Genomic DNA, 24,404 nt, shown 5'->3' with positions numbered 1-24,404 from the left:
ACAGCAGGTCGGGCGAATCCTATTCGCCGCGACATGTTGTAAGGGAGAAATCGGCGCTGGATCTGTCGCGGCAACGGCCCGGCCGTCAGCCCTTTCGTGCAAGCTGCGCGATGAACCCAAGGAGCGGTAAACGCATGCGTCTGGAAAACAAGGTCGCCATTATCACCGGTGCGGCATCAGGCTTCGGCGAAGGCATGGCCAAGCGCTTCGCGCAAGAGGGCGCCAGGGTCGTCGTGGCCGATCTCACCGCCAAGGGGGCGGAACGCGTCGCAGGCGAGATCGGCGACGCGGCGATCTGGACGCAAACCGATGTTTCGTTGCGCTCCGAGTTCGACGAGATGATCTATGCGGCCAAAAGCGCCTTCGGCCGCATCGACATCATGGTCAACAATGCCGGGTTCACCCATCGCAATGGCGACATGCTCAAGGTCGACGAGGAAACCTTCGACCTGATCACATCGGTCAACATGAAGGCGATCTATCACGCCGCGCTTGCCGTGGTGCCGATCATGGAGCGGCAGGGCGGTGGCGTCATCCTGACCACGGCGTCCACCGCTGGCCTGAGGCCCCGGCCCGGCCTCACATGGTACAATGCCTCGAAGGGCTGGGCGATCACCGCCACCAAGTCGATGGCGGTGGAACTCGCGCCCAGGAACATCCGCGTCAACTGCCTCTGCCCGGTGGCCGGCGAGACCGGCATGCTGGAGAAATTCATGGGCGCCGATACGCCCGAAATCCGCGAGGCATTCCGCGCCTCGATCCCGCTCGGCCGGCTGTCGACCCCGCTCGATATCGCCAATGCGGCTCTATGGCTGGCCTCGGACGAGGCCGCCTTCATCACCGGCGTGGCGCTGGAAGTCGACGGCGGGCGCTGCATCTGAATGCGGCAATCTTCGGATATTACGCGCCGGGCTTGACGTAGCTCTTGTACACCCAGCCGTGCTTGCCGTTGTAGACGATCTCGCACCACTGCTTGCAGCCTATCAGCTGCACTGAAGTCCGGGCAGGCACCGTGCCGATGGGGGTAGCGCCCTTCTTCGGAGCACTGCGCATGGTCACGGTCCTGAGAATACGGCCGCCACCCGCTGCCGCAACCCTGCGCGGCTTCGCTTTGGCTGCGTTATCCTCGCCTTGTGCATTCGCGGGTTTTTGTTCCGGTATTTGCGGCTGCGCCTCCGGAATGGCTGCGGTCTGCGCGCCATCGGGCTTGCTGCTGTTCGCAGGCGGGCTCGGCGCGGCAACCTTGGCGAGCTCGTCGGTGGCATCGGTATCGGTAGACGATTGGGCGAATGCCGCCGCTGTTTTGTCAGGCGCCGGCTCCGGCTGCTTCGCTACCTGGCCGGGGGCGGCCGCTTGATCGGGATCTGCTGCCGCGGCAGCAGCCTTCGGCTGTGCTCCGGTCCAGCGGGGATCGTTGGCCGCAAGCGCTTGTATGGCGCCCGCCGCCGCTGCGATGGTCGGTGAGACCTGGCTGGACTTGCGCTCCACCTGCGGTGTCACGGCGGCCGCCGTCACCGTAGTCCCCGAAGGGGGAACTTTCGTCGTCTTCACCGGAATGCTCGGAATGCTCTGCTCGGGGCTGGCGGCCGCTTGCCTCTCGCCGGTCGGCAATGCCAGCCAGAGTGCCACCGCGGCAACGCCAAGCAGTGCGGCGGTGCCGACCGCGGCAATGACCAGGTGCGAGTTCGAACGGACTCCCTGCCAGAATGACGGGCGCATGTCATAGCCGAACTGCATGGCAAAGCGCCGACGTTCCGGAGCACCGAAACTGAAGGGCTCTCTCACTCTCTTGCCACCTCCATAAGCGGGCCGGTGTTCTTTCGATCAAATATCGCAAATCATGCGTTCGATCAGCATCGGTCCCAAAAACGCGGACAGGCCCGCAACAATCCCCGAACAATCGCCCAGATGCGGACCTTTCGCCCGCGATTGTGGCATCAGTACGCCATTGCCAAGGATTCTGCGCCTTTGCCGGCAATTCCGCAATGTGCCGCCCAGGCAACAAATATTACATGGATATTACAACATTAGATGAGTTCGTGATCGCATGGCGCGACGCATTAGATCCTGTCCCGCAGCGCAAACCAGTTGAGCGCAAGGAAAAGCAGCGGCGCCCGGAACCGGCGGCCGCCAGGAAATGGCGGAATTTTCAATTCCTCGATCAGCTTCAGCCGATCGCGGTTGCCGGCGACAGTTTCGGCATAGAGTTTGCCGAAGAAGTTCGAAAGCATGACGCCGTGACCCGAATAGCCGCCGGCCGAGATCACATTCGGCATCACTTCGCGCACGAACGGCTTCCTCGGCACAGTGATGCCGACATAGCCGCCCCAGCCATGGGTGATCTCGACGTCGCTCAGCGCCGGATAGAGCTCCGCGATCTGACGGCAAATGTGGATGTGGATATCCTTCGGATCGTTGACGCCATAGACCTCGCGTCCGCCGAACAGCAGCCGGCCATCCCTGGATTTGCGGAAATAGCGCACGACGAAACGGGAATCGTCGACCGATTCGCCCCCCGGCAACACCTTCGAATCCGGCCCCAGCGGCACGGTCGCGCCGATGAAGGATCCGATCGGCATGATGTGCGCCGCACTCACCGGCTCCAGGGTTCCGCCATAGGCATTGACCGCGAGCAGGCATTTTTGCGCCGAGATCGTCCCTCTCGGCGTAGAAACCCTGACCTTGCCACCAGCGGAGATGATGCCCGTCGATGGCGTCCCTTCGAACAGGTGCGCGCCGGCTTGTGCCGCCACCCGCGCCGTGCCGATCACCAGTTTCATCGGATGGATGTGGCCGGTGCCGGTGTCGCGCGTGCCGCCGAAATAGGCGCTCGAGCCCAGCCGCTCCGCCGTCTCCTTCGCATTCATGAATGAGATGTGCGGATAGGAAAAGCGACTGGCCATGATCTCGGCATGCGCCTTGTAATCGTCGACATAGCGCGGCTTGTGCGCAACCGAAAGCTGACCCGGCATGTAGTCGATATCGATCTGGTTGATGGCGGCGAAGTCAAGCAGGTGGGCTTTGGCCTCTTCGGCAAGATCGAACAGCGCCTTGGCGCGGGACAAGCCGTATTCGGCCTCCAGATCCTCGGCCCAGGCGCGCTGGCCGGTGCCGAGCTGGCCGCCATTGCGCCCGGAAGCGCCGTCGCCAAAACGATGCGCTTCGATCAGCACCACGTCCGCTCCGGCTCTAGCCAGATGAACCGCCGCCGACAGGCCGGTAAACCCGCCGCCGATGATGACGACGTCGCAGGTCCGGTTGCCGTCGAGCACCGGATATTCAGGCCGTTGCCCAGCCGTGTCCTCATACCAGGAGCGGCCAGGGGAAATCGGGGATTGATAAGGCATAATGTGGCGAAGACTCGAGGGATTTTGGGAAGGGGATAGAAGAGCGAGTAGCGAATAGGGAAAAACCGATATTGTTTCTTTTCACTATTCGCTATTCGCCTCTTCAGACGTTGAGCAGAAGGTATTCCCGCTCCCACGGACTGATCACTTCCATGAACGTCTCGAATTCCGCACGCTTGATCGCCGCATAGGTGGCGGCGAAGGACTTGCCCAGCAGGGCGCCGAGTTCCTCGTCGCCCTCGAACAGGTCGACGGCTTCGAGCAGGCTGCGCGGCAGGTCTATCTCGTCCGCGTTCGCGGTTGTAAGCACCGGCGGTTCGGCCTTGATCTTCCTGGTGATGCCGATCAGCCCGCAGGCGAGCGAGGCCGCCAGCGCCAGGTAGGGATTGGCGTCGGAGGACGGTATGCGGTTTTCGACGCGCCGCGCCGCGGGGTCCGAACGCGGCACGCGGAACGCCGTGGTGCGGTTGTCGTAGCCCCATTTGTTGTTAACGGGCGCCGATGCCGCCTGCGTCAGCCGCCGGTAGGAGTTGACGTAGGGCGCAAACATCACCAGCGCGTTAGGCACGTGCTTCTGCATGCCGCCGATGAAATGGAAGAAATCCTCGGTTTCGGAACCATCCTCGGCCGAAAAGATGTTCCTGCCCGTCTTCTTGTCGATGATCGACTGGTGGATATGCATGGCCGAGCCCGGTTGGCCCTGGATCGGCTTGGCCATGAAGGTCGCGTAGATCTCGTGCTTGAGTGCCGCCTCACGGATGGTGCGCTTGAACATGAACACTTGGTCGGCGAGTTCGATCGGGTCGCCATGGCGCAGATTGATCTCGAGCTGGCCGGCGCCCTCTTCGTGGATGAGCGTGTCGATCTCCAGACCCTGGCTTTCGGAGAAATGGTAGATATCGTCGATCAGTTCGTCGAACTCGTTGACGCCGGCGATCGAATAGCCGGCGCCGCCGCCGATCGGGCGCCCCGAGCGGCCGACGGGCGGGGTCAACGGGTAATCCGGGTCCGGATTCTTGCGCACGAGGTAGAACTCGATCTCGGGCGCCACAACCGGCTTCAGCCCGAGCTTGTCATAGGCGGCAAGCACGCGCTTGAGCACATTGCGCGGCGTGAACTCGACCGAGCGGCCGTCCTGGTGGACGAGGTCGCAGATGACGGCGGCCGTCGGGTCTTCTTCCCAGGGCACCACGGTCAGCGTCGATAGGTCCGGCATAAGCTTGAGGTCGCCATCGTCTTCCGGGTAGTGGAAACCGTTACCGTCCTCTGGATAGCCCCCGGAAATCGTCGTCATGAAGACGGCCGAAGGCAGCGCCAGCGAGGTGTTGGAGGTGAATTTCTTCGACGGCATCATCTTGCCGCGCGCCACGCCAGCCTGATCAGGCGTGATGCATTCGATATCCTCGATGCCGCGCCATTCCAGCCAATCGCTGACTTCCTTCCAGTTCTTCACACCACGCAGGTTCTTCACGAAGGCAGGCGTGCGCGCCCGTCCCCCGCGGCTCGACGGACGGACTTCCTTTTTTGCAGGCGGCATCATTCACCAGATTGGGTTGCGGATTTCGGAGTATAGCCGTGCCGCGCGATGGAAGGGAAGGGGAGCCGCCGTCGGCATTCGCCGTTGCAGGTTGAAAACCGCCTGCCGGTCGGCTTAGGTTTGGTGCCTTCCGCACTTGAGAAGCCGGCGATGCGAACCAGCAGTGAACTGACCACGATCGGCTTCGATGCCGACGACACGCTTTGGCAGAACGAACAATTCTTTCGCATGACGGAAAGGCGCTTTGCCGCAATGCTGGCCGATCATGGCGAGGAAAAGCAGATATCGGCGCGACTGTTGGAGGCCGAACGGCGCAACCTTGCGGTCTATGGCTTCGGCATCAAGGGATTTACGCTCTCGATGATCGAAACCGCGATCGAGGTCACCGACGGGCGCGTGCCGGCCTCGGTCATAGCGGAGATTCTCGACTCCGGCCGCGATATGCTGCGCCATCCGATCGAGCCGTTGCCGCATGCGCGCGAGACGGTCGAGAAACTCGCCGGCACCTTCCGCCTCGTGCTGATCACCAAAGGCGATCTGTTCGATCAGGAGCGCAAGCTTGCCGGCTCCGGCCTGGGCGACCTGTTCGACGCCGTCGAGATCGTCAGCGACAAGACTGCCGCGACCTATGCGCGCCTCTTCAGCCGCCATGGCGATGGTCCGGCAAGGAGCATGATGGTCGGCAATTCGCTGAAGTCGGACGTGGTACCCGCCATCGAGGCCGGCGGCTGGGGCGTCCATGTGCCACACGAACTGACCTGGGTGCTCGAACATGTCGAGGCGCCGCTCGCTGAGCCGCGTTTCCGCCAGATATCCGATCTCGGCCAATTGCCGGAACTGATAGAAAGCATCGCGAAGCCGGGCTGATCGCGACTGCGATTATTTGCTTTTTTGCATAATTCCGGATGGAAAACCGCTGCACGACTTTCCCGGAATTGCCTCAGCGGCTGATCAGACGATCGATCACCGGTTGCAACCGTTCGGGCGTGATCGGCTTGGCCACCACGACGTCGATGACATTCGCAAGGCCAAGGCTCTCCGGCGTGCCATTCTTGTTTGAAAGCAAGATCACGGGAGGAAGCGATTTGCCCGAAGCCCGGCGCAACGTTTCGATGCCGGCCATCAGATTGTCACAGTCCTTGTTGTCGGGGCCGCCGTCGAGCACAATCGCTCCCGGCACCAGAATCCGCAAAGTTTTCGCTGCGATATCAGGCGGTTCCGAGATTGGTCTGAGCCCGGATCGCTCAACGATCTTCGATACCACGACTCGGTTGATCGGCGATTTCCCGACAACAAGCACCCGCGAGAGATCGCGGATCGTCTCGGTGCTTGAATCCCGGGTCACCAGATTCACATGTTTTGCAGTCTCGCCCTCGCGATTCACTGGGCACCCAAGTCGGCCAAGAAGTTCGCCCCTATTTCAATGCAGAGTTGAAATCTAGGCGACAATTGGCGTGAGATCGCACCCTATGTCAAGTTGAAATAAAAGAACCTGCGGGCGCCCTTCACAACAGTGGATTCAAGCAACAGTACTGTACTGACCTGTCCACGGCTCGGTTGCGTAAAAATAAAATTCACCTGCGCATACATTGCGCAGGTGAAAGGGCCGTCTGGACGATTTCCGATCAGCCATGACTCTGCTGCGTGACGATCACGGGGATCAGCAGATCGCCCCAGTTGCCGTCGCCGCCATGGTGCCTTGCAGAGCGCACGAGCTCCACCGAGACGCCCGCCTCGACCGCCTTCATCACCGACTGGTTCAGCCTGTGCAGATCGTTGGCCAGCATGCGGATCGTCGCCTGCTGGTCGACGCTCATCGTGGTCGATTGCTCTTCCGCCCGTTCCTTGACGCGGCTTATCGATGCCATTGGTCTTCTCCTATGTCGTTGCCCTTCTCGGGCGTTTCCTCTGTTGGTCGTCTTTTTGCGAACTCACTCCGCCGCCGGCTTGAACTGCGCGTGTTCGGTCGATTCATGCATGGCGGTGGTGGACGACCGGCCCCCGGTGATCGCCATCGAGACGGCGTCGAAATAACCGGTGCCGACCTCGCGCTGGTGCTTGGTCGCCGTATAGCCGTTGGCTTCCGCAGCGAATTCCGCTTCCTGCAACTCGGAATAGGCCGACATCTGCCGCGCCTTGTAGCCGCGGGCGAGTTCGAACATGCCGTAGTTGAGCTGGTGGAAGCCGGCCAGCGTAATGAACTGGAACTTGTAGCCCATGGCGCCCAATTCCCGCTGGAACTTGGCGATCGTCGCGTCGTCGAGATTCTTCTTCCAGTTGAACGACGGCGAGCAATTATAGGCGAGCAGCTTGCCCGGATGATGCCTGCGCACCCCCTCGGCGAATTTCTTGGCCTGCGCCAGGTCGGGCTTCGAGGTCTCGCACCAGATCAGGTCGGCGTGGGGGGCGTAGGCAATGGCCCGCGCGATGCATGGCTCGATGCCGTTCCTGACTTGGTAGAAGCCTTCCACCGTGCGGCCGGCATCGTAGTCGACGAAGGACTGGTCGCGCTCATCGATATCGGAGGTGAGCAGCTTCGCAGCCTCCGCGTCGGTGCGCGCCACGACCAGGGTGGGCGTGCCCATCACATCGGCCGCGAGCCGCGCCGCGTTGAGGTTGCGGATGTGCGCTGCGGTCGGGATCAGCACCTTGCCGCCGAGATGGCCGCACTTCTTCTCCGAGGCCAACTGGTCCTCATAGTGGACGCCGGCAGCACCCGCCTCGATGAATGCCTTCATGATCTCGAAGGCGTTGAGCGGACCGCCGAAGCCGGCTTCGGCGTCGGCAACGATCGGCGCGAACCAGGTGTCGACAGAAACCCCCTTGCCTTCGGAGGTCTCGATCTGGTCGGCACGCTGCAGCGTGCGGTTGATGCGCTTGACCAGTTCGGGTGCCGCATTGGCCGGATAGAGCGACTGGTCCGGATACATCGCCGAGGCGGTGTTCGCGTCGGCGGCGACCTGCCAGCCCGACAGATAGATCGCCTTCAGCCCGGCACGCACCTGCTGCATCGCCTGGTTGCCGGACATGGCGCCCAACGCGTTGACGAAGTCCTCTTCGTGGATGAGCTTCCACAGCCGGTTGGCACCCATTTCGGCAAGGCTCTGGCGAATCTGCACCGAACCGCGGAGCCGCTTCACATCCTCAGGCGAATAGGGACGTTCAATGCCGTCGAAGCGACCTTCAGGTGCCGAGGGGACGAGGTTGTAAAAATCGGTCATTGGTCACTCCGAAGGTTTTCTGCACGATGTCCGCGCGCCAGTTGTCGCGGCACGTCTATGTGACTGAATTTACATTGCGACGCAAAAAGAGCCAGATAAATCAGGGAATGCGGCCGCATATAAGGGAAAATCTGTGTTGTGTTTGACAGAAGGGCGCTGTAAATTTGTCAATACTGTAAAGGGCAACGAGGCTGGGATTGTGGCTGATGTCATGTAAATTCCTGTCAAGGACAGTCGATGGCTGATCAGAAGATTTTCGCCGGGCCGCGCATTCGCCGCATCCGCAACGCCAAGGGCCTGACCCAGACGGCGATGGCCGAGGGGCTCGGCATCTCGCCGTCCTACCTCAACCTGATCGAGCGCAACCAGCGGCCGCTGACGGTGCAGCTGATCCTGAAGCTGGCCTCGGCCTACAAAGTCGATCCGCATGAGTTGCAGGGCGAGGCAAGGGGATCGGTCGCTGCCTTGAAGGAGGTGTTCACCGATCCGTTGCTGGTTGGCGAACTGCCGGGAGATCAGGAACTGATCGAGCTTGCAGAGGCTGCGCCCAATGCCTCCGCCGCGGTAATAAAACTGTTCCGCGCCTATCGCGAGCAGGCCGAGCGGTTGTCCGACCTCAATGAGCTTCTGGCGCGAGAGGGCCGTGCGACCGCGCTCTCCGGCGCCCGCCTGCCGATCGACGAAGTGCACGAGATTTTCGAGCGGCGGCCGAACCATTTTGCCTCGCTGGAGGAAGAGGCCGAGACGTTCACGTCGGTGCTTGATCCCGGCGACGACCTGTTTGGCGCACTGAAGGCATGGCTGAAACGCGAATACGGCATTGTGGTCAAGGTTTTGCCGGTCGCCACCATGCCGAACTGGCGCCGCCGCTACGACCGCCACTCGCAGCGCCTGTTCCTGTCCGAGCGCCTGTCGCCATTCGACCAGCTGCGTGAAGTCGCGATGGAGGCCTGCCTGATCCGCATGACGGTCGCGGTCGCCGGCGAGATTCAGGCGCTGAGGCTGGCCACCGACGAGGCGCGCCGCCTTGCCCGCTTCGAACTCGGCCGCTATGCCGCCCATGCGTTGATGATGCCTTATCAGGCCTTTCATGCGGCGGCCGTTCGCTCACGCTACGACATCGACGTCCTGCGCTCGCGCTTTGGCGTTTCCTTTGAGCAGGCGGCAAACCGGCTGACCATGCTGCAGCGGCCAGGTGCTTCTGGCGTGCCCTTCTTCATGCTGGAGGTCGACAGTGCCGGAAACCGCTTTCGCAAGGCCGGCAGCCAGGGCTTTCCGCAAAGCCGATTTGGCGGCGGCTGTCCGAAGCTTCCCGTGCATGTCGCCTTCACCCAGCCCGGCCAGATATTCGTCGAGGCGGTGGAAATGCCTGACGGCGCCGAGTTCCTGTGCATGGCCCGTACGCTGGAGGGGCCGCAAGGCGCATTCTCCGAACGCCCGCGCCGCACGGCACTGCTGCTCGGCTGCGATATCGGCTTTCGCGACGACATCGTCTACGGCGCTGCCCTGCCCGGCACGGCAGTCGGCGCAAAGATGGGGGCGGTCACCATCGCTGCGACTCCTGTCGGCCCGGCCTGCCGGCTTTGCGAGCGTGTCGGTTGCCTGGCGCGCGCCGAGCCGCCGGTGACGCGTCCGCTCGGCCTCGATGAGATGGTGACCGGCCTGAGCGCGTTCGACTTCCAGTAACGCTGCAGCAAAGGTGCCACAATCGTCGCCAATCTCTGGATCACCCGCGGCTGAAGTCTTTGCGTTACGCGAACAGAGTAGTTTTTTGTCGTCCCTTGCGCATCGTCCCGTCCACAAAAGCTCGACAGTCGCGCCCATGACAGACACGGCATCTCAGACCCTTGTTGCGCCGACAGCCTCGCCGCGCGAGGAACGCGTCGGCATGCTTCTGGTGTTCCTGTCGGCGCTGATGTGGAGTTTCGGCGGCACCATCGCCCGCTTCATCAACGTCGCTGACAGCTGGACGGTTATTTTCTGGCGCTCCGTCTGGGCTGCCGCCTTTCTGCTCTGCTTCATGGTCTGGCGTGACGGCTGGCGCGGCATGGTGAAGTCATTCCGGGACATGGGCCTGCCAGGCATTGCGGTAGGATTCTGCTTCGCCATTGCGTCGACCTCGTTCGTCGTGGCGCTTGCCTATACCACCGTCGCCAACATTCTCTTGATGCAAGCCGGCGTGCCGCTCCTGGCGGCCCTGTTTGCCTGGGCGCTGTTTCGCGAAAGAGTAACCGTCGCCACCTGGATGGCGATTGCCGCCGTCATCGCCGGCGTCGCCATCATGGTGTCTGAATCTCTTGACGGCGCCGTCTCGCCCATGGGCGATGGGCTGGCGCTGCTGATCGCGTTCATGTTCTCGATCGCCACCGTCATCACCCGGCGCTTCTCCAGCGTGCGCATGACGCCGGCGACCTGTCTCGGCACGACCCTGGCGGCGGGGTTCGCTGCCTCGCAGGCCTCGACCTTCATGGTGTCGGCCGGCGACATGGGCTTTCTCTTCGTCTTCGGCGTGGTCAATCTAGGCCTTGGCCTTGCTTTCTTTGCCACCGGCGCGCGCCTGATCCCGGCGGCGATCGCGGCACTGCTCGGCACGTTCGAGCCGATCCTGGGGCCGATATGGGTCTGGCTCATCCATTCCGAGGTGCCGTCCGGGCGCACCATCATCGGCGGCGCGGTGGTGGTCACGGCGCTGCTTGTCCATATTGGGCTCGAATTCAAGCGCCAGGCGCGGCCGCAGCGTGCCGGGGTTACAGGAGTGCCTTCGCCTAATTGATGCCGGCGCTGAAGCTTTGCCCATTGACAACGTCGCTGCCGCCCGGGCAGGCTGGAAACACGGCAACAACAAGACAGGCGTATCTTGCCAAGTCTCCCCGGCGGCTCGATCGAGACCGGACCACATTCTTGTATCTCTGTCCGCGCGGCGGCGAAAGCTTCTGACGGCACCGCAATTCCTTCCCGCCCCGAACGACCGGGCGGCTGCAGGCGTGCCGAATGGCGCTTGTCGGCCTCTGGAAAGCTCAACAGTCTGAATCAAATGCCCGGCCGCGCGCATGTCGTGACGAGCCGGCAATGGAACACTCACCAAAGGAGAATAGCATGATCCGCAAAGCGCTCTGGCTTTCGGCGACCTCGGTATTTCTGGCGCTTTTGACGCCCGCCGGTCACGCCGAGGACCGCGTCGTCAACGTCTTCAACTGGTCGGACTATATCGACAGTTCGATCATCGATGACTTCACCAAGAAGACCGGCATCAAGGTCGTCTACGACACCTTCGATTCCAACGAAATCCTCGAAACCAAACTGCTCGCCGGCGGCAGCGGCTACGACGTCGTCGTGCCGAGCGGCAATTTCCTCGCCCGCCAGATCCAGGCGGGTGTGTTCCAGAAGCTCGACAAGTCGAAGCTGCCGAACCTGTCCAACATGTGGGATACGGTTACGGAGCGCACCGCCAAATACGACCCCGGCAACGAATACTCGGTCAATTACATGTGGGGCACGGTCGGCATCGGCTATAACATCAAGAAAGTGAAGGCAGCACTCGGCACCGACAAGATCGACAGCTGGGATACCTTCTTCAATCCGGACAGCCTGGCCAAATTGAAGGACTGCGGCGTCTATGTGCTGGATTCTCCGTCCGACATCCTGCCGGCGGCGCTGAAATATCTCGGCCTGGACCCCAACAGCACCTCGCCTGACGATATCGCCAAGGCTGAGGAAGCTCTTCTCAAGATCCGTCCCTACATCCGGAAATTCCACTCGTCCGAATACATCAACGCACTTGCCAATGGCGACATCTGCCTGGCGGTCGGCTGGTCGGGTGATGTGTTCCAGGCTCGCAACCGCGCGGTCGAGGCCAAGCAAGGCGTGGAAATAGGGTATTCAGTGCCGAAGGAGGGCGCCCAGATGTGGTTCGATCAGATGGCGATCCCCGCTGATGCGCCGCATGTCGCCGAGGCGCTCGAATTCATCAACTACATGATGACGCCGGAAGTGATCGCCAAGTCGTCGAACTATGTCCTTTATGCCAACGGCAACAAGGCTTCGCAGCAATTCGTCGACAAGACGCTGCTCGACGATCCGTCGGTCTATCCGGACGCCGCGACCTTGCAGAAGCTCTATACCGTCCAGCCTTACGATCCCAAGACCCAGCGCGTCGTCACGCGCAGCTGGACCAAGATCGTCACCGGCCAGTAGGCAATCCGACGCGACCCCGGCAGCCAACTGCCGGGGCCGATTTCTTTTGGGGAATAAAAAAGCACGGAGTGGGACATGAAATCGCTTGGCAGCATCCGTAGGGATTTCACGCCATGGAAAGACCCGAACGCCAAGCCATATATCCAGTTCGACAAGGTCACCAAGAAATTCGGTGACTTCACCGCCGTCAACAATCTGTCGCTGACCATTTTCGAACGTGAATTCTTCGCCCTGCTTGGCGCCTCGGGGTGCGGAAAGTCGACGCTGCTCAGGATGCTTGCCGGCTTCGAGGAACCGACAGCCGGCCGCATCCTGCTCGATGGCCAAGACCTGCGCGGCATTCCTCCCTATCGCCGGCCGGTCAACATGATGTTCCAGTCCTATGCCCTGTTCCCGCATATGACGGTCGAGAACAACATCGCCTTCGGCCTCAGGCAGGAAGGCATGCCGAAGCCCGATATCCAAAAGCGCGTCGCCGAGATGCTTAAGCTGGTCAAGCTCGAGCAGTTCGCCAAGCGCAAGCCGCACCAGCTCTCCGGCGGCCAGCGCCAGCGCGTCGCACTCGCCCGCTCGGTCGCCAAGCGACCGAAGGTACTGCTGCTCGACGAGCCGCTCGGCGCGCTCGACAAGAAACTGCGCGAGGAAACCCAGTTCGAACTGATGGATTTGCAGCAGGAGCTTGGTCTCACCTTCGTCGTCGTCACCCATGACCAGGAAGAGGCGATGACGATGGCCGATCGCATCGCCATCATGGACAAGGGCGAGGTCATGCAGGTTGCGACGCCGCCGGAAGTCTACGAAGCCCCGACGTCGCGCTTCGTCGCCCATTTCGTCGGCAACGTGAACATGTTCGAGGGCAAGATTGCCGAACAGTCGGCCAACACGACGCGCATTACAGGCCCAAGCGGAGCGCAGATCGTCGTCGAAAATGGTGGCGCGGCCGCAAGGGCCGATGCCAATATCGTCTTCGCCATCAGACCGGAGAAGATCAGGGTCTCGTCTAAGAAGCCGGTCGATGCCGTCAACGCGCTGGAGGGCGAGGTTTACGACATCGCCTATCTCGGCGACATGACCGTCTATCACGTCAGGCTGGACGACGGGCAGATCGTGCGGGCAAGCGCCCTGAACGCGGCCCGTGTGACCGAGGATCCTCTGACCTGGAACGACCGTGCCTGGGTGTCATTCCGGCCTGATGCCGGCGTCGTGCTGGCGCGGTAAGGGGGCGGTCATGTCCAATATCGCCGTCGCCGATGCCGCCCCGCCACCGACTGCCGCCAAGCCGTTCATGATGCGACTGGGCGCCGGCTTCGTCAGCCGGCTCGTCATCATCGTTCCCTATCTCTGGCTGCTGTTCTTCTTTCTCGTCCCCTTCGTCATCGTCTTCAAGATATCGCTGTCGCAGACGGCTATCGCCATGCCGCCCTATACGCCGGTGCTCGATTTCAGGGACGGCATTTCCGGCTTCTTCACCGGTTTTCGCGACCTCAACTTCGACAATTATGTCTGGCTGACGCAAGACGCACTCTATTTCAGGGCCTACCTCACCAGCGTCGTCATCGCTGCCATCTCGACGGTGCTGACCTTGCTGGTTGGCTATCCCATCGCCTATGGCATGGCCCGCGCTCCGGCCACGATCCGCCCGACATTGCTGATGCTGGTCATCCTGCCGTTCTGGACGTCGTTCCTGATCCGCGTTTATGCCTGGATCGGCATCCTGAAGCCCGAGGGTCTGCTCAACCAGTTGCTCTTGTCGCTGCACATCATCAACCAGCCGCTGGTGATCCTCAACACCTACACGGCTATCTTCATCGGCATCGTCTATTCCTACCTACCGTTCATGGTGCTGCCGCTTTATTCGTCATTGGAAAAGATGGACTATTCCCTGATCGAGGCAGCCAAGGATCTCGGCTGCCCACCGACCGCTGCCTTCTGGAAGATCACCTTTCCGCTGTCGCTGCCCGGCGTCATTGCCGGCTGCCTGTTGGTGTTCATTCCTGCCGTCGGCGAGTTCGTCATCCCCGACCTGCTCGGCGGCTCGCAGACGCTGATGATCGGCAAGACGCTGTGGAACGAATTTTTCGCCAATCGTGACTGGCCGGTGTCGTCGGCCGTTGCCGTCATCCTGCTGCTGCTGCTGATCGTGCCGATCGTGTTGTTCCAGCATGCCCAGGCCCGCGCGCAGGAGCAGGACAAATGAACACCACCTGGAGCCGCTTCAACATCACCTCGATCACGCTCGGTTTTGCCTTTCTCTATTTGCCGATCGTGCTGCTCGTCGTCTTCTCCTTCAACGAGTCCAAGCTCGTCACCGTCTGGGGCGGCTTTTCCACCAAATGGTACGTTTCGCTGTTCCACAATCAGGGCCTGATGGACGCGGCATGGGTGACCATTCGCGTCGGTCTGATTTCGGCGACCGTGGCCACGGTTCTCGGCACCATGGGAGCCTTGGCGCTGACCCGCTACACACGCTTCCGGGGCAGGGTCCTGTTCTCCGGCATGATTTTCGCACCATTGGTCATGCCTGATGTCATCACCGGTCTGTCGCTGCTCCTGCTGTTTGTCGCCATCGGCATGGATCGCGGCATGACGACCGTGATCCTCGCGCATATCACCTTCACGATGTGCTTTGTCGCGGTCGTCGTGCAGTCGCGGCTTGTCAGCTTCGATCGCTCTCTTGAAGAAGCCGCCATGGATCTTGGCGCGCCGCCGGTGAAGACCTTCTTCCAGATCACGCTGCCGGTCATTCTGCCAGCAATCGTGTCGGGCTGGATGCTGGCCTTCACGCTGTCGCTGGACGACCTAGTCATCGCCAGCTTTGCTTCAGGCCCTGGCGCCACCACGCTGCCGATGAAGATCTACAGCCAGGTCCGCCTCGGTGTGACGCCGGAGATCAATGCCGCCTGCACCCTTCTGATCGCAATCGTCACGATTGGCGTCATCATCGCTTCGGTCGCCAACAAGCGGCGCGAGGTGCAGCGGCAGCTTGACGAGCGGGCCGCGCAACGCGGTTAGGAGCAATTCCAGGAAAAGTGCGCAGCGGTTTTCCGTCCGGAATTACGTAAGAACAAAGAGTTAGGAGCGGCGCTTCAGGCGCAAGGCGTTATTCGCCCGAAACGCCGCGGCTGATGGGTGAAATGAACGGCGTGCTCCACGTTCCGCCGACGAAAAACGACGACTGGTTCGGTCCCTGCTGGCCGCTCTTTTGCGTTGCTGGCTGATCCGACTGGATGACGCCGCCCGACAGCGCCAGTCCGCGTCCTGCGTAGGATGCGATGCCCGAAAGCCAGATCTTGTATTTCGCCGAATTGGCCTCGGCCTTGTCGATTCTGGCCACGCCTCTCGAAATGGTTGCCTTCACTTCGGCCCCATCGATAGGCAGCGTCCCGTCCGAAACATCGTCGAGCGCGAAGAAGCCGCCTTGCTCGGTATGCTTAAGAAAGGCCGGCAGGTTGAACTTGCTGAGCGCGCCAGGGCCGAAGGTCGCCGAGACCGAGCCGTCGGCATTTTCAAAGATCGAATCCCAAGTCCTTCCCGGTCCCTTGAGGATGACCGAAACGGTGCCCGTGCCGACCGGCACCAGCCGGGTCATCCCGGCCGCGGTACCGAACGCGCCGCCATCGACATCGGACGCCAGCAGCCGCATCTCGACCTGGGTACCCTCGGGTTTGCGGTCGAAACGAAGGCTGGTCTGGATGTTGCCGCCAAAAGCCGAGGCATCGGAGATATCGAACACGGAAAGGCCGTCCTTGACCTGGGCGGTGGCCGCGACATCGGCAAGCTGGATGCTCCCCGCCGTGGCATGGGCCGCCGACAGCCTGAGATCGAGATTGACCCTGTCGGCGAAACTCCTGTCGACCTGACCCGGTTCGCCGCTGCTCGCCGGTCCCAGCGGCGTGAAAGCGGATAGGAACGACCTGAGGTCGAGCGTGTCGAAGGCAAGTGTGCCCGAGATCACCGGCTGTGTCTCGCCAAGCGACACGTCCAGCGCGCCCATGCCCGGGTTGTTGTCCAGCGCCAGCGCCGTGTTTTCGAATTTGACGCGCCCGGCCGACGCCGTGACCTTACTCGAAATGCTGACCGAGCCGATCGCCGCGGTCTGAGCGATGCCGGCCTGCGACCATTCCAGCACGCGGCGCAGCGACGGGGCCGCGAATTTCACCTGGCCGTCGAAATAGGCGTTTGCGGACATGCTGGCCGTGCCGTCGAACGAGAAGGTGGCGGGCGCTGCCTTGAATGAAAGAGCGAGCGGCGCCATGCCCCCGGCAAACAGGACCAGCGGTCTCGGCGAGGCGGCATCCACGGTCACGCTTTCGCCACGCCAGATTCCGGTCGCGGACAGCGTCGCGTTGCTGTTCATCGCCGCCCATGTGGCCTGGCCGCTAAGACTGCTCAGGATTTCCACATCCTTGCCGTTGACGGAAGCCACCATGCGGCCATCCCTGAACTCCACGGTGCCGAAAGTGTCGGCAGGCAGCTTGTCGAGGTCGGGCTTGGCGGGGTCGGCGTTGACCAGGCCACGAGCCGCGTCGATGGAACGCGCGATGCGCCCGCCGGTCGGCGCCGTGGGCAGAAACAGCCCGTCCGCCGTGCGCTGCACCCGGATGGTCGGCCGCACCAGCCGTGCCGTGGAAAACACCACATCGCCCTGCAATGCCGCCATGGCCGAGAGGTCGACCTCGACCCGTTCGGCTTCGACGACCGGCGGCGCATCGGCGTCCGTCCATTTGGACAGCGTCACATCGGTCAGGATCGCGCGGAATTTCGGCCAGACCTCGATGCGCGGCGACCCCTCGATGGCAACCCGAAAGCCGCTCCAGGCGCTCAATTCCCAGGCGATGCGGTCACGCACGATCCGCGTCGAGGCGATCAGCGGCAGGGCAGCGATCACCAGAGCGATGACGATCGCGGCAGCGCCGATCGCCCATACTCCGCGGCGGATCAAGGATGATGGCATATAGCCCCGTATGCTTCCATTCCGATAAAACGATCGTCCGACGGGTGTAACCCCGTCGTCACTACGACTTAGGGCTGACGCATTTCAAGTCTTTATGGCCCGGCGATGGCATTTGCGCACACCTGGCTGAGTCGGCCCAACAAAATCTTGCTCTGCTGCGCTGCGATATGCATAAGCGATGACGACCGTGGGAGGATCGATCATGGCTGGCGAAGTACCGCTCTGGACCCCGACGCAAGACCAGATTGATGCCTCGCCCTTGACGGCCTTCATGAAGGCCGCAGCGGCGAGTACCGGCAATCCATTCTCCTCCTATGCCGATCTTCATCGCTGGTCGGTCGAGAACAGGGAGACGTTCTGGGACCTCGTCTGGGATTTCTGCGGTCTTGAAGGCGACAAGGGTGAACGACTGCTGCTCGATGGCGAGAAGATGCCGGGTGCCGCTTTCTTCCCAGACGCGTCGCTGAATTTCGCCGAGAACCTTCTGAAGAAGACCGGTGCCGGCGAGGCAATCGTCTTTCGCGGCGAGGACAAGGTCGAGAGGCGGCTGTCGTGGAACGAATTGCATGGCCTGGTCTCGCGCCTGCAGCAGCTTTTCCTGTCGCTCAAGGTGAAGAAGGGTGACCGTATAGCGGCGATGATGCCCAACATGCCCGAAGCCGTCGCCGCCATGCTGGCTGCAGCCTCGATCGGGGCGGTGTGGTCATCCTGTTCTCCCGATTTCGGCGAGCAGGGCGTGCTCGACCGGTTCGGCCAGATAGAACCCGTTATCTTCATCGCGCCGGACGGCTATTGGTACAATGGCAAGGCGATCGAGGTCGCCGACAAGGTCAAGGCGGTCGCGGCCAGGCTCGGCAGTGTCCGCAAGGTCCTGCTTGTCGACTATCTCGGCACCTCCACCGATGTTGCTGATACCATCGACAAGGCGGTGGCGATGGAAGAGGCGCTGTCGCCCTTCGCCGTCAAGCCCGTCACCTTCGAGCGGCTGCCGTTTTCGCATCCGCTCTACATCCTGTTTTCGTCCGGTACCACCGGCATTCCCAAATGCATCGTCCATTCGGCCGGCGGTACGCTGATCCAGCATGTCAAGGAACACAGGCTGCATGCCGGCCTCGGCGACGGCGACCGCTTCTTCTACTTCACCACCTGCGGCTGGATGATGTGGAACTGGCTGATATCGGGTCTGGCTTCGGGTGTCACGCTGCTGCTTTACGACGGTTCGCCCTTCTATCCTGATGGCAAGGTGCTGTTCGATTTCGCCGACGCCGAGAAGATGACCTTCTTCGGCACCTCGGCCAAGTTCATCGATTCCGTGCGCAAGGCTGGCCTCAAGCCGATCCGCAGCCATGATCTGTCTACTGTGCGTGCGATATCCTCCACGGGGTCGCCGCTTTCGCCCGAGGATTTCCGCTTCGTCTATGACGGCATCAAGAAGGATGTGCATCTGGCCTCGGTATCGGGCGGCACCGACATCGTGTCGTGCTTCGTGCTCGGCGTGCCGATCCAGCCGGTCTGGACCGGGGAGATCCAGGGGCCCGGCCTTGGCCTGGCCGTCGATGTCTGGGACGACGACGGCAAGCCGGTCAGGCAGGAGAAGGGCGAGCTGGTTTGCACCAAGGCTTTCCCGTCCATGCCGATCGGCTTCTGGAACGATCCCGACGGCAAGAAATACCAGGCGGCCTATTTCGAGCGTTTCGACAATGTCTGGTGCCATGGCGATTTCGCCGAATGGACCGATCATGGCGGCATGATCATTCACGGCCGCTCCGATGCCACACTCAATCCCGGAGGCGTGCGTATCGGCACGGCGGAGATCTACAATCAGGTCGAGCAGATGCCCGAGATCCTGGAGGCGCTGTGCATCGGCCAGGATTTCGACAATGACGTGCGTGTCGTGCTGTTCGTGCGCCTGGCCGCGGGTGTCAAGCTCGACGACGATCTGGAGAAGCGCATCCGGGGCAAAATTCGTACCGGTGCCAGCCCGCGCCACGTGCCGGCCAGGATCGTCGCCGTGTCGGACATCCCGCGCACCAAGTCGGGCAAGATCACCGAACTTGCGGTACGCGATGTAGTGCACGGCCGTGCCATCAAGAACAAGGAGGCGCTCGCCAACCCGGAAGCGCTGGAGTTGTTCAGGAACCTGCCACAGCTTGCCGGGTGACAGGCATGGTTAACGAAATATGTCGCGCGAATTTACCTAGATTTCACGAGTGGTACACATTCGTAAATTTTTTGGCGACCCGGTAAGGACTTGTTAAGGCCCGGCATCGATAGTCGCACGTAACTTGAGGGAGAAATCCCGTTCCTCAGCCCCGAGGATCTGAATTCAGCTCAAGCCCCCGTTGTGACAGCAATCTCATCTCTTAAGGCGTCCTTTGGGCGCCTTTTCTTTTGGACTTGCTATTCCGCCAGCACCCGGGTCGACGGGAAGGCGACCTCCACCAGCGTGCCTTCGCCGGGCGTCGAATTGATGGTGAAGCGGGCGCGGTTGGCTTCCACCATCGCCTTGGTCAGCGGCAGGCCAAGGCCGGTGCCGTCGCCGCGCCCGCGCTTCAGGGCATTGATCTGCTTGAACGGCTTCAGTGCCTGCTCGATCTCCGCCTGGCTCATGCCGATGCCTGTATCGCGCACCCGCATGACGACGTCGCCCGAGGTCTCATAGGCGGTCGAGACGATCACCTGGCCGCCGGCCTGGGTATAGCGGACGGCATTGGACAGTATGTTGAGCGCGATCTGCCGCACGCTGCGAAGGTCGGCCACCACTTCCGGCAGCCGCGAGGCGAAGCTGGAGCGGATGATGACGCGTTCGCGATTGGCCTGTGGCTGCATCATCGCCACGGTTTCGGCCAGCGTATCGTTGAGTGACACCGCCTCATAAGCCATTTCCTGCTGGCCGGCCTCGATCTTCGAGATGTCCAGGAGGTCGTTGACCAGGTCGAGCACGTGGTTGCCCGAGCGGTTGATGTCGCGCAGATAGTCGCGGTAGCGGTCATTGGCGACCGGCCCGAACTTCTCGTCGACCATCAACTCGGAAAAGCCGATGATGGCGTTGAGCGGCGTGCGGATCTCGTGGCTGATGCGGGCGAGGAAATCGGTCTTCTGCGAGGACGCGCGTTCGGCCACCGCACGCGCCTGGGTGAGATCCTCCTCGGCCCGCTTCCACTGCGTGATGTCGCGTACCACCGCGCAGAAGCCGCTATCGTTGGGCAGCCGGCCGATGGTCATGAACAGCGGGATGAAGCGCCCCTGTGCTTCGCGGCCGATCACCTCGCGGCCATCATTCAAGACGCTCGCCACGCCGGGCTCCAACAGGCCGGTGAGATAGTCGCGCGCCGCGCGCTGGCTCTCGATGGCAAACAGCGAAGCGAACGGCTTGCCGGTCACCTCGTCGCTGTCGAAACCGAACAGCGCCTCGGCTGGGCGGCTGATCGAACGGATGGTGCCGTCGCTGCCGATCAGCACGACCCCGTCGGTCGCGGTATCGATGATGGTGCGCATCTCGGCGATGCGCGCCTTGAGCTCGGAAATGTCGGGCTGCGTCGGCTCCTCGCCGATCGCGTGCGCCGCCGTGGGCGCATCGTCCTCGCCGGAACGGCGAACGACCAGCATTAGGGCCTTGCCGTCGCGCCAGGGCACGGAGCGCAGGATGGCGTCGATAGCAAATTCCTGTCCGTCGCGCGTCTTCAGCCGCAGCGCCCGGTCGCTGCCGTCGGAGGCGCCGTCATCGGCATAAGGATCGGCAAACAAAGCGCCAAGGCCGCCCGCGTCCTCCAGGTCCTCCAGCGTCCCGTACCCGGTCAGGTCGAGGAATTCCTCGTTGGCATAGTGCAACTGATCGCCCGAATGAATGATGAGCGGCACCGGCAGCTTGCCGAGCAGCGATGTATCCGGCGTCTTGTTTTCATTGCCGACGGAAAAAGCCGACGGCATGAACCCTTCGGCTTTGAGCGGCGGCACTTGCAGGCGTGGCCGCTCGGCAAATGTCTCGGCCGCTTCATGCGTGCCGCCGGTTCCGCCGCTGGCAGCAATCGTTTCCTCGCCGGATGCAGCCGCTTCCTCGTCGACCCAATCCTCATTGTCCTCGGCGTCGCGAAAATCGTCTGACGTCATGCTCTCGTCATCGGCCGGCGCCTTGGCAGGTCCTGACTGAGCCGACGCCTCGCCATCCCCGATTATCTCTTGTGCCTCGGGCGCTGGCTCCTCGTCGCTGTCGTCGGCGACATCGGCAGGCTTGTCCTCTTTATCGGCGTAGTCGAGCAGGGAGCCCGAGGCCGCCGGCAGCGGGGATTCGGAGGTCGGCGCCTGTTGTTCGACCTGGTCCGGTTGCGCACCGTCGAGCCGTGCCAGATCCCTCAGATCCTCGGCATCGCCAAGGGAAGGTTCCCCCGCATCCCGCTCGTGTTCCGCACCTGAGGCTGGCAGCCCATGCGCCGGGCCGGTGTTCGGTTCCTGGCTCGAACCTGTTGGGTCGGCATCCGGGGTGGCGATGTCCGCCGGCGGCTTCGCATCGCTCACCGGCCTGGTCGCGTCTTGCGGCTCCGGCAAGGGGCCTGTTCCGGCACCTCGTTCCGCCCGCCTTGCCGGCTTGGCTGGTTCAGCCTCCGACGGCTCTGCCGTGGAGCTGTCTTTCTTCAGCCGCTCGCCGATCTCGCGGAACGCGCTGCGTTCTAGCGTCGACAGCCCCTTGTCATTGGCCGGTTGCCTGTGTTCGGCCAGCCGGATGACCTTGTCGGCGAAGCGCCGCTCCGGCTTCGGTACGATGGTCAGCGCCGGCACTTCGCCCTTGAACGGATCCGATGCCTTTGGCTCTTCGGCCTTTGGCTCCTCAGGCACCGTCTCCACGGCTTCCGTTTTCGGTGCCGCCGGTATCTCGCCATTGGGCACCAATGCCATGCCGATCGCTTCCGGATCGACGACCGCATCCCCGGTTCGCGCGACGCCGAAGCCGCGGAAGCCTTCGAAGGCGCGGCTGCGGCCGTAGACGGGCAATGCCGCCAGGTCGACCGGGATCTTCAGGTCGGTGCCGACGACCGGCCACAGCACCGAGCGGCCGGACCAGGTGTCGCGCCGCTCCAGCAGGCCGGCGATCTCGCCGGACGCATCAAGGCCGAAGGCCGCCGCGACATCCCTGAAGCGTCGGCCGATTACGTCGGCGGCCGGATGGCCGACGATGTCGGCGAATTCCGGGGACAGCGCGCTGAACTTGCCCTCGGCGTCGGTACGCCAGACAAAACGCAGCGGGGCCGCCGAACGGTCTATCGTCCGGGTGGCCGCAGTTGCGGTTGGGGCTGCGGGGGAGGTGGCCTCGTCCTGCTTCACGCTGTCCACCGAAGTCTCGGTGGCGACCGCCTCGGCCACGCTTTTCGGTTCCGGCGTGGCCGGCGCGTCGTCTTCTCCGGCATTGAAATACCAGTGATCGTGCTGTGCCGGCGTACCCGCCGCCAGCTGATCGTTGTCGGCGGCGACCGGTGCCGGCGCGGCCGGCCCGTCAGTCTCTCGCATTGCCCGTTCCGGCATATCGTCAGCCACGGGCTCGGAAGGGGCGAGCTCCTGTTCGGCCTCGGCATCGCCAGTTGGTTGTTCGACCGCCTCTGTCCGCGAAGCATCCGCGGTCGGCTGATTGTCCGGCCGAGACCCGGATTCTACCGCGGCGGTTTCCGCTGCCGCCGAGGTGCCGCCAATCTCTTTGACGGGGCTTTCCGTTGCTGCGGGCGAGCCGTCCGCCGCGCCAGTCGTGCTGTCCTCGAGTTGATCCTCGTCGATCACCACCAGCAGATGCCGCTCCGGCGTCAGCCGGACGAGGCCGGCGGGGTAGGAGGTCCTGCCGCCCGGAACGAGGCGCTTGACGATGCGCTCGCCCTCGGCCGTGACGTCGGCCACCAGGGCCGCCAATGTCGCAGGCTGGATGCCGAGCGCCGAAAATCCCTCCGAGGCGGCCTCGACATTTCCCTTGGCGTCGATGAAGGCAATGAAATGGCCGTCTTCGGTAAAGCCGCTGATCGCCCGGCTGGCGATCTCGGCGGCACTGCGCGAGCCGGTCTGCGCCGCCGGCACCGCCAGCATGATGGCGTTCTCGCCATCGGGCAGCGTCACGGCACTGGCAAGAAAGCCGACGGCGCGGCTGGTCATGCCGGTCGCCAGGCGCACCGTGATCGAGCGATCGCCGCCGATCTGCGGAAAACCGCTGGTCGCCATGATCTGGCGGCGCGCGATCAGCGGCAGCTGCGCCGAGGCGCCGATGATCGCTTCGATATCGGGATAGCCGAACATGGCGGCGCCCGGCCCATTGGCCCAGATCACCTGCTCGAGGTCCACCGACAGGATCGCGATCGCGTCGCCGGCGGCAAACCGCTGGCGGACCGCGTCGAGCACGGCGACGTCGAGGAAAGAATATTCGGACGGCATGCGCTTGGCGGACCCTCGGAGCGGCGAATTTGCAGTTAACGCTTTGTTAATAAAAGCCGCAGCCACGAAGGTCCACAAGCCAGAACGTGCAAAGGCTGAATTTTGGCCGTTTGGTTAACGGCCAAAACATTTTTTTGTGCACTGCAACAAAGATATTGCAATGCACAAAATTTGCCTTTATATTGCCATCATACATGAACGAGACGGCTTTCTGTCAAAGCCGCTGCCGCTGAAAAAGGATGGAAAATGTCCAGGACCAAGACTGCCGACACGATCGAAAACGTTGAATTCCCGAGCTTCGACGCTTCCAAGGCCACCGACCAGATGCGCGCTTTCGCCGAAAAGGGCGTTGAGCAGTCGAAAGAGGCCTATGCCAAGCTCAAGACCGGCGCCGAGGAGACCCAGAAGGCCCTGGAGTCGACCTACGAAACCGCCAAGACTGTTTCCAGCGACCTGTCGCTCAAGACCATCGCGGCGTTGCGTGCCAACGCCGAGGCCGGCTTCTCGCATCTCGAAGCCCTGATCGGCGCCAAGTCGCTGTCGGAAGTCGTCGAGCTGCAGACCGCGTTCCTGCGCAAGCGCGTCGAACTGAGCGTCGAGCAGGTCAAAGACTTCCAGGCTGTTGCCTCCAAGGCGGCCGAGGATGTCTCGAAGCCGATCAAGACCGCCTTCGAAAAGGCGATCAAGGAAGTCAAAGCCGCCTAATAATTGCGCATCATCCGCGGATGCAACAAAAGGTCGCATTT

At 62.5% G+C, this 24,404-nt stretch carries 18 protein-coding genes; 10 read left to right on the top strand and 8 right to left on the bottom strand.

All coding sequences use genetic code 11. From position 1 onward, the window contains the following. Positions 1-134 precede the first annotated feature (134 nt). Positions 135-881 carry an SDR family oxidoreductase gene (locus tag C7I87_RS11270; RefSeq protein WP_149904283.1) on the top strand — a complete coding sequence of 249 codons (747 nt, stop codon included), beginning with the start codon at positions 135-137 and terminating at the stop codon, positions 879-881. A 19-nt stretch (positions 882-900) separates the two neighbouring features. On the opposite strand, the gene C7I87_RS11265 is transcribed toward C7I87_RS11270, so the two are convergent. The 3 genes from C7I87_RS11265 to C7I87_RS11255 all read right to left on the bottom strand — a co-directional run bounded on the left by C7I87_RS11265 (position 901) and on the right by C7I87_RS11255 (position 4,887). Next, entirely contained in the window at positions 901-1,785 is an 885-nt protein-coding gene (locus C7I87_RS11265) for an SH3 domain-containing protein (protein WP_149904282.1), read from the bottom strand. Positions 1,786-2,060: 275 nt separating this feature from the next. Further along, on the bottom strand, positions 2,061-3,347 hold the full coding sequence (locus C7I87_RS11260) for an NAD(P)/FAD-dependent oxidoreductase (protein ID WP_149904281.1): 1,287 nt from the start codon (positions 3,345-3,347) through the stop codon (positions 2,061-2,063). A 103-nt stretch (positions 3,348-3,450) separates the two neighbouring features. Further along, on the bottom strand, positions 3,451-4,887 hold the full coding sequence (locus C7I87_RS11255; protein ID WP_188393811.1) for a glutamine synthetase family protein: 1,437 nt from the start codon (positions 4,885-4,887) through the stop codon (positions 3,451-3,453). 147 nt (positions 4,888-5,034) lie between these two features. Here C7I87_RS11255 and C7I87_RS11250 point away from each other — a divergent pair, with 147 nt between their 5' ends. Then, on the top strand, positions 5,035-5,751 hold the full coding sequence (locus C7I87_RS11250) for an HAD family hydrolase (RefSeq protein WP_149904279.1): 717 nt from the start codon (positions 5,035-5,037) through the stop codon (positions 5,749-5,751). 73 nt (positions 5,752-5,824) lie between these two features. Here C7I87_RS11250 and C7I87_RS11245 read toward each other — a convergent pair whose 3' ends face one another. The 3 genes from C7I87_RS11245 to aceA form a co-directional block, all read right to left on the bottom strand. Further along, a complete protein-coding gene (locus C7I87_RS11245; RefSeq protein ID WP_149904278.1) occupies positions 5,825-6,268 on the bottom strand; it encodes an ANTAR domain-containing protein in 444 nt (147 codons plus the stop codon). Positions 6,269-6,509: 241 nt separating this feature from the next. Then, on the bottom strand, positions 6,510-6,752 hold the full coding sequence (locus C7I87_RS11240) for an SMc00767 family acetate metabolism repressor (RefSeq protein WP_006202762.1): 243 nt from the start codon (positions 6,750-6,752) through the stop codon (positions 6,510-6,512). A gap of 63 nt (positions 6,753-6,815) precedes the next feature. Continuing rightward, the gene (gene aceA, locus C7I87_RS11235; RefSeq protein WP_149904277.1) at positions 6,816-8,105 is read right to left on the bottom strand and encodes an isocitrate lyase; all 1,290 of its coding nucleotides are present in this window, start codon (positions 8,103-8,105) and stop codon (positions 6,816-6,818) included. Between the two features lie 237 nt (positions 8,106-8,342). Between aceA and C7I87_RS11230 the strand changes: the two genes are divergently transcribed. The 6 genes from C7I87_RS11230 to C7I87_RS11205 all read left to right on the top strand — a co-directional run bounded on the left by C7I87_RS11230 (position 8,343) and on the right by C7I87_RS11205 (position 15,311). Further along, positions 8,343-9,791, top strand: a complete 1,449-nt coding sequence (locus tag C7I87_RS11230) for a helix-turn-helix domain-containing protein (RefSeq protein ID WP_149904276.1) — start codon at positions 8,343-8,345, stop codon at positions 9,789-9,791. Between the two features lie 136 nt (positions 9,792-9,927). Then, the gene (locus tag C7I87_RS11225) at positions 9,928-10,878 is read left to right on the top strand and encodes a DMT family transporter (protein WP_149904275.1); all 951 of its coding nucleotides are present in this window, start codon (positions 9,928-9,930) and stop codon (positions 10,876-10,878) included. Positions 10,879-11,201: 323 nt separating this feature from the next. Continuing rightward, positions 11,202-12,299: a polyamine ABC transporter substrate-binding protein gene (locus C7I87_RS11220; protein WP_149904274.1), complete on the top strand. Its 1,098-nt coding sequence runs from the start codon at positions 11,202-11,204 to the stop codon at positions 12,297-12,299. A gap of 75 nt (positions 12,300-12,374) precedes the next feature. Further along, complete coding sequence (locus C7I87_RS11215) at positions 12,375-13,517, top strand: ABC transporter ATP-binding protein (protein WP_149904273.1); 1,143 nt, start codon at positions 12,375-12,377, stop codon at positions 13,515-13,517. A gap of 10 nt (positions 13,518-13,527) precedes the next feature. Then, complete coding sequence (locus tag C7I87_RS11210; protein WP_149904272.1) at positions 13,528-14,496, top strand: ABC transporter permease subunit; 969 nt, start codon at positions 13,528-13,530, stop codon at positions 14,494-14,496. Then, positions 14,493-15,311 (top strand): ABC transporter permease, encoded by an 819-nt coding sequence (locus C7I87_RS11205; RefSeq protein WP_023772835.1) that lies wholly within the window; start codon positions 14,493-14,495, stop codon positions 15,309-15,311. The genes C7I87_RS11210 and C7I87_RS11205 overlap by 4 nt, the downstream gene beginning before the upstream one ends. Before the next feature lie 88 nt (positions 15,312-15,399). On the opposite strand, the gene C7I87_RS11200 is transcribed toward C7I87_RS11205, so the two are convergent. Further along, positions 15,400-17,253 carry an AsmA family protein gene (locus C7I87_RS11200; RefSeq protein WP_149904271.1) on the bottom strand — a complete coding sequence of 618 codons (1,854 nt, stop codon included), beginning with the start codon at positions 17,251-17,253 and terminating at the stop codon, positions 15,400-15,402. Positions 17,254-17,455: 202 nt separating this feature from the next. On the opposite strand from C7I87_RS11200, the gene C7I87_RS11195 reads away from it, so the two are divergent. After that, positions 17,456-19,414 carry an acetoacetate--CoA ligase gene (locus C7I87_RS11195; RefSeq protein ID WP_149904270.1) on the top strand — a complete coding sequence of 653 codons (1,959 nt, stop codon included), beginning with the start codon at positions 17,456-17,458 and terminating at the stop codon, positions 19,412-19,414. A gap of 239 nt (positions 19,415-19,653) precedes the next feature. Here the strand turns inward: C7I87_RS11195 and C7I87_RS11190 are convergent, their stop codons facing one another. Then, positions 19,654-23,658 (bottom strand): PAS domain S-box protein, encoded by a 4,005-nt coding sequence (locus C7I87_RS11190; protein WP_149904269.1) that lies wholly within the window; start codon positions 23,656-23,658, stop codon positions 19,654-19,656. A gap of 246 nt (positions 23,659-23,904) precedes the next feature. Here C7I87_RS11190 and C7I87_RS11185 point away from each other — a divergent pair, with 246 nt between their 5' ends. Further along, on the top strand, positions 23,905-24,363 hold the full coding sequence (locus tag C7I87_RS11185) for a phasin (RefSeq protein ID WP_149904268.1): 459 nt from the start codon (positions 23,905-23,907) through the stop codon (positions 24,361-24,363). The last annotated feature ends 41 nt before the right edge of the window (positions 24,364-24,404 follow it).

Source organism: Mesorhizobium sp. SARCC-RB16n (genome assembly GCF_008520305.1).
Taxonomy (GTDB): domain Bacteria; phylum Pseudomonadota; class Alphaproteobacteria; order Rhizobiales; family Rhizobiaceae; genus Mesorhizobium.
Note: the sequence above shows the minus strand (reverse complement) of the source record. Positions and strands in the feature narration are given on the sequence as shown.

Coding starts and splice junctions, on each gene's coding strand:
- C7I87_RS11270 (WP_149904283.1), top strand. CDS start 135: ATGCGTCTGGAAAACAAGGTCGCCATTATCACCGGTGCGGCATCAGGC.
- C7I87_RS11260 (WP_149904281.1), bottom strand. CDS start 3,347: ATGCCTTATCAATCCCCGATTTCCCCTGGCCGCTCCTGGTATGAGGAC.
- C7I87_RS11255 (WP_188393811.1), bottom strand. CDS start 4,887: ATGATGCCGCCTGCAAAAAAGGAAGTCCGTCCGTCGAGCCGCGGGGGA.
- C7I87_RS11250 (WP_149904279.1), top strand. CDS start 5,035: ATGCGAACCAGCAGTGAACTGACCACGATCGGCTTCGATGCCGACGAC.
- C7I87_RS11240 (WP_006202762.1), bottom strand. CDS start 6,752: ATGGCATCGATAAGCCGCGTCAAGGAACGGGCGGAAGAGCAATCGACC.
- aceA (WP_149904277.1), bottom strand. CDS start 8,105: ATGACCGATTTTTACAACCTCGTCCCCTCGGCACCTGAAGGTCGCTTC.
- C7I87_RS11230 (WP_149904276.1), top strand. CDS start 8,343: ATGGCTGATCAGAAGATTTTCGCCGGGCCGCGCATTCGCCGCATCCGC.
- C7I87_RS11225 (WP_149904275.1), top strand. CDS start 9,928: ATGACAGACACGGCATCTCAGACCCTTGTTGCGCCGACAGCCTCGCCG.
- C7I87_RS11220 (WP_149904274.1), top strand. CDS start 11,202: ATGATCCGCAAAGCGCTCTGGCTTTCGGCGACCTCGGTATTTCTGGCG.
- C7I87_RS11215 (WP_149904273.1), top strand. CDS start 12,375: ATGAAATCGCTTGGCAGCATCCGTAGGGATTTCACGCCATGGAAAGAC.
- C7I87_RS11210 (WP_149904272.1), top strand. CDS start 13,528: ATGTCCAATATCGCCGTCGCCGATGCCGCCCCGCCACCGACTGCCGCC.
- C7I87_RS11205 (WP_023772835.1), top strand. CDS start 14,493: ATGAACACCACCTGGAGCCGCTTCAACATCACCTCGATCACGCTCGGT.
- C7I87_RS11200 (WP_149904271.1), bottom strand. CDS start 17,253: ATGCCATCATCCTTGATCCGCCGCGGAGTATGGGCGATCGGCGCTGCC.
- C7I87_RS11195 (WP_149904270.1), top strand. CDS start 17,456: ATGGCTGGCGAAGTACCGCTCTGGACCCCGACGCAAGACCAGATTGAT.
- C7I87_RS11190 (WP_149904269.1), bottom strand. CDS start 23,658: ATGCCGTCCGAATATTCTTTCCTCGACGTCGCCGTGCTCGACGCGGTC.
- C7I87_RS11185 (WP_149904268.1), top strand. CDS start 23,905: ATGTCCAGGACCAAGACTGCCGACACGATCGAAAACGTTGAATTCCCG.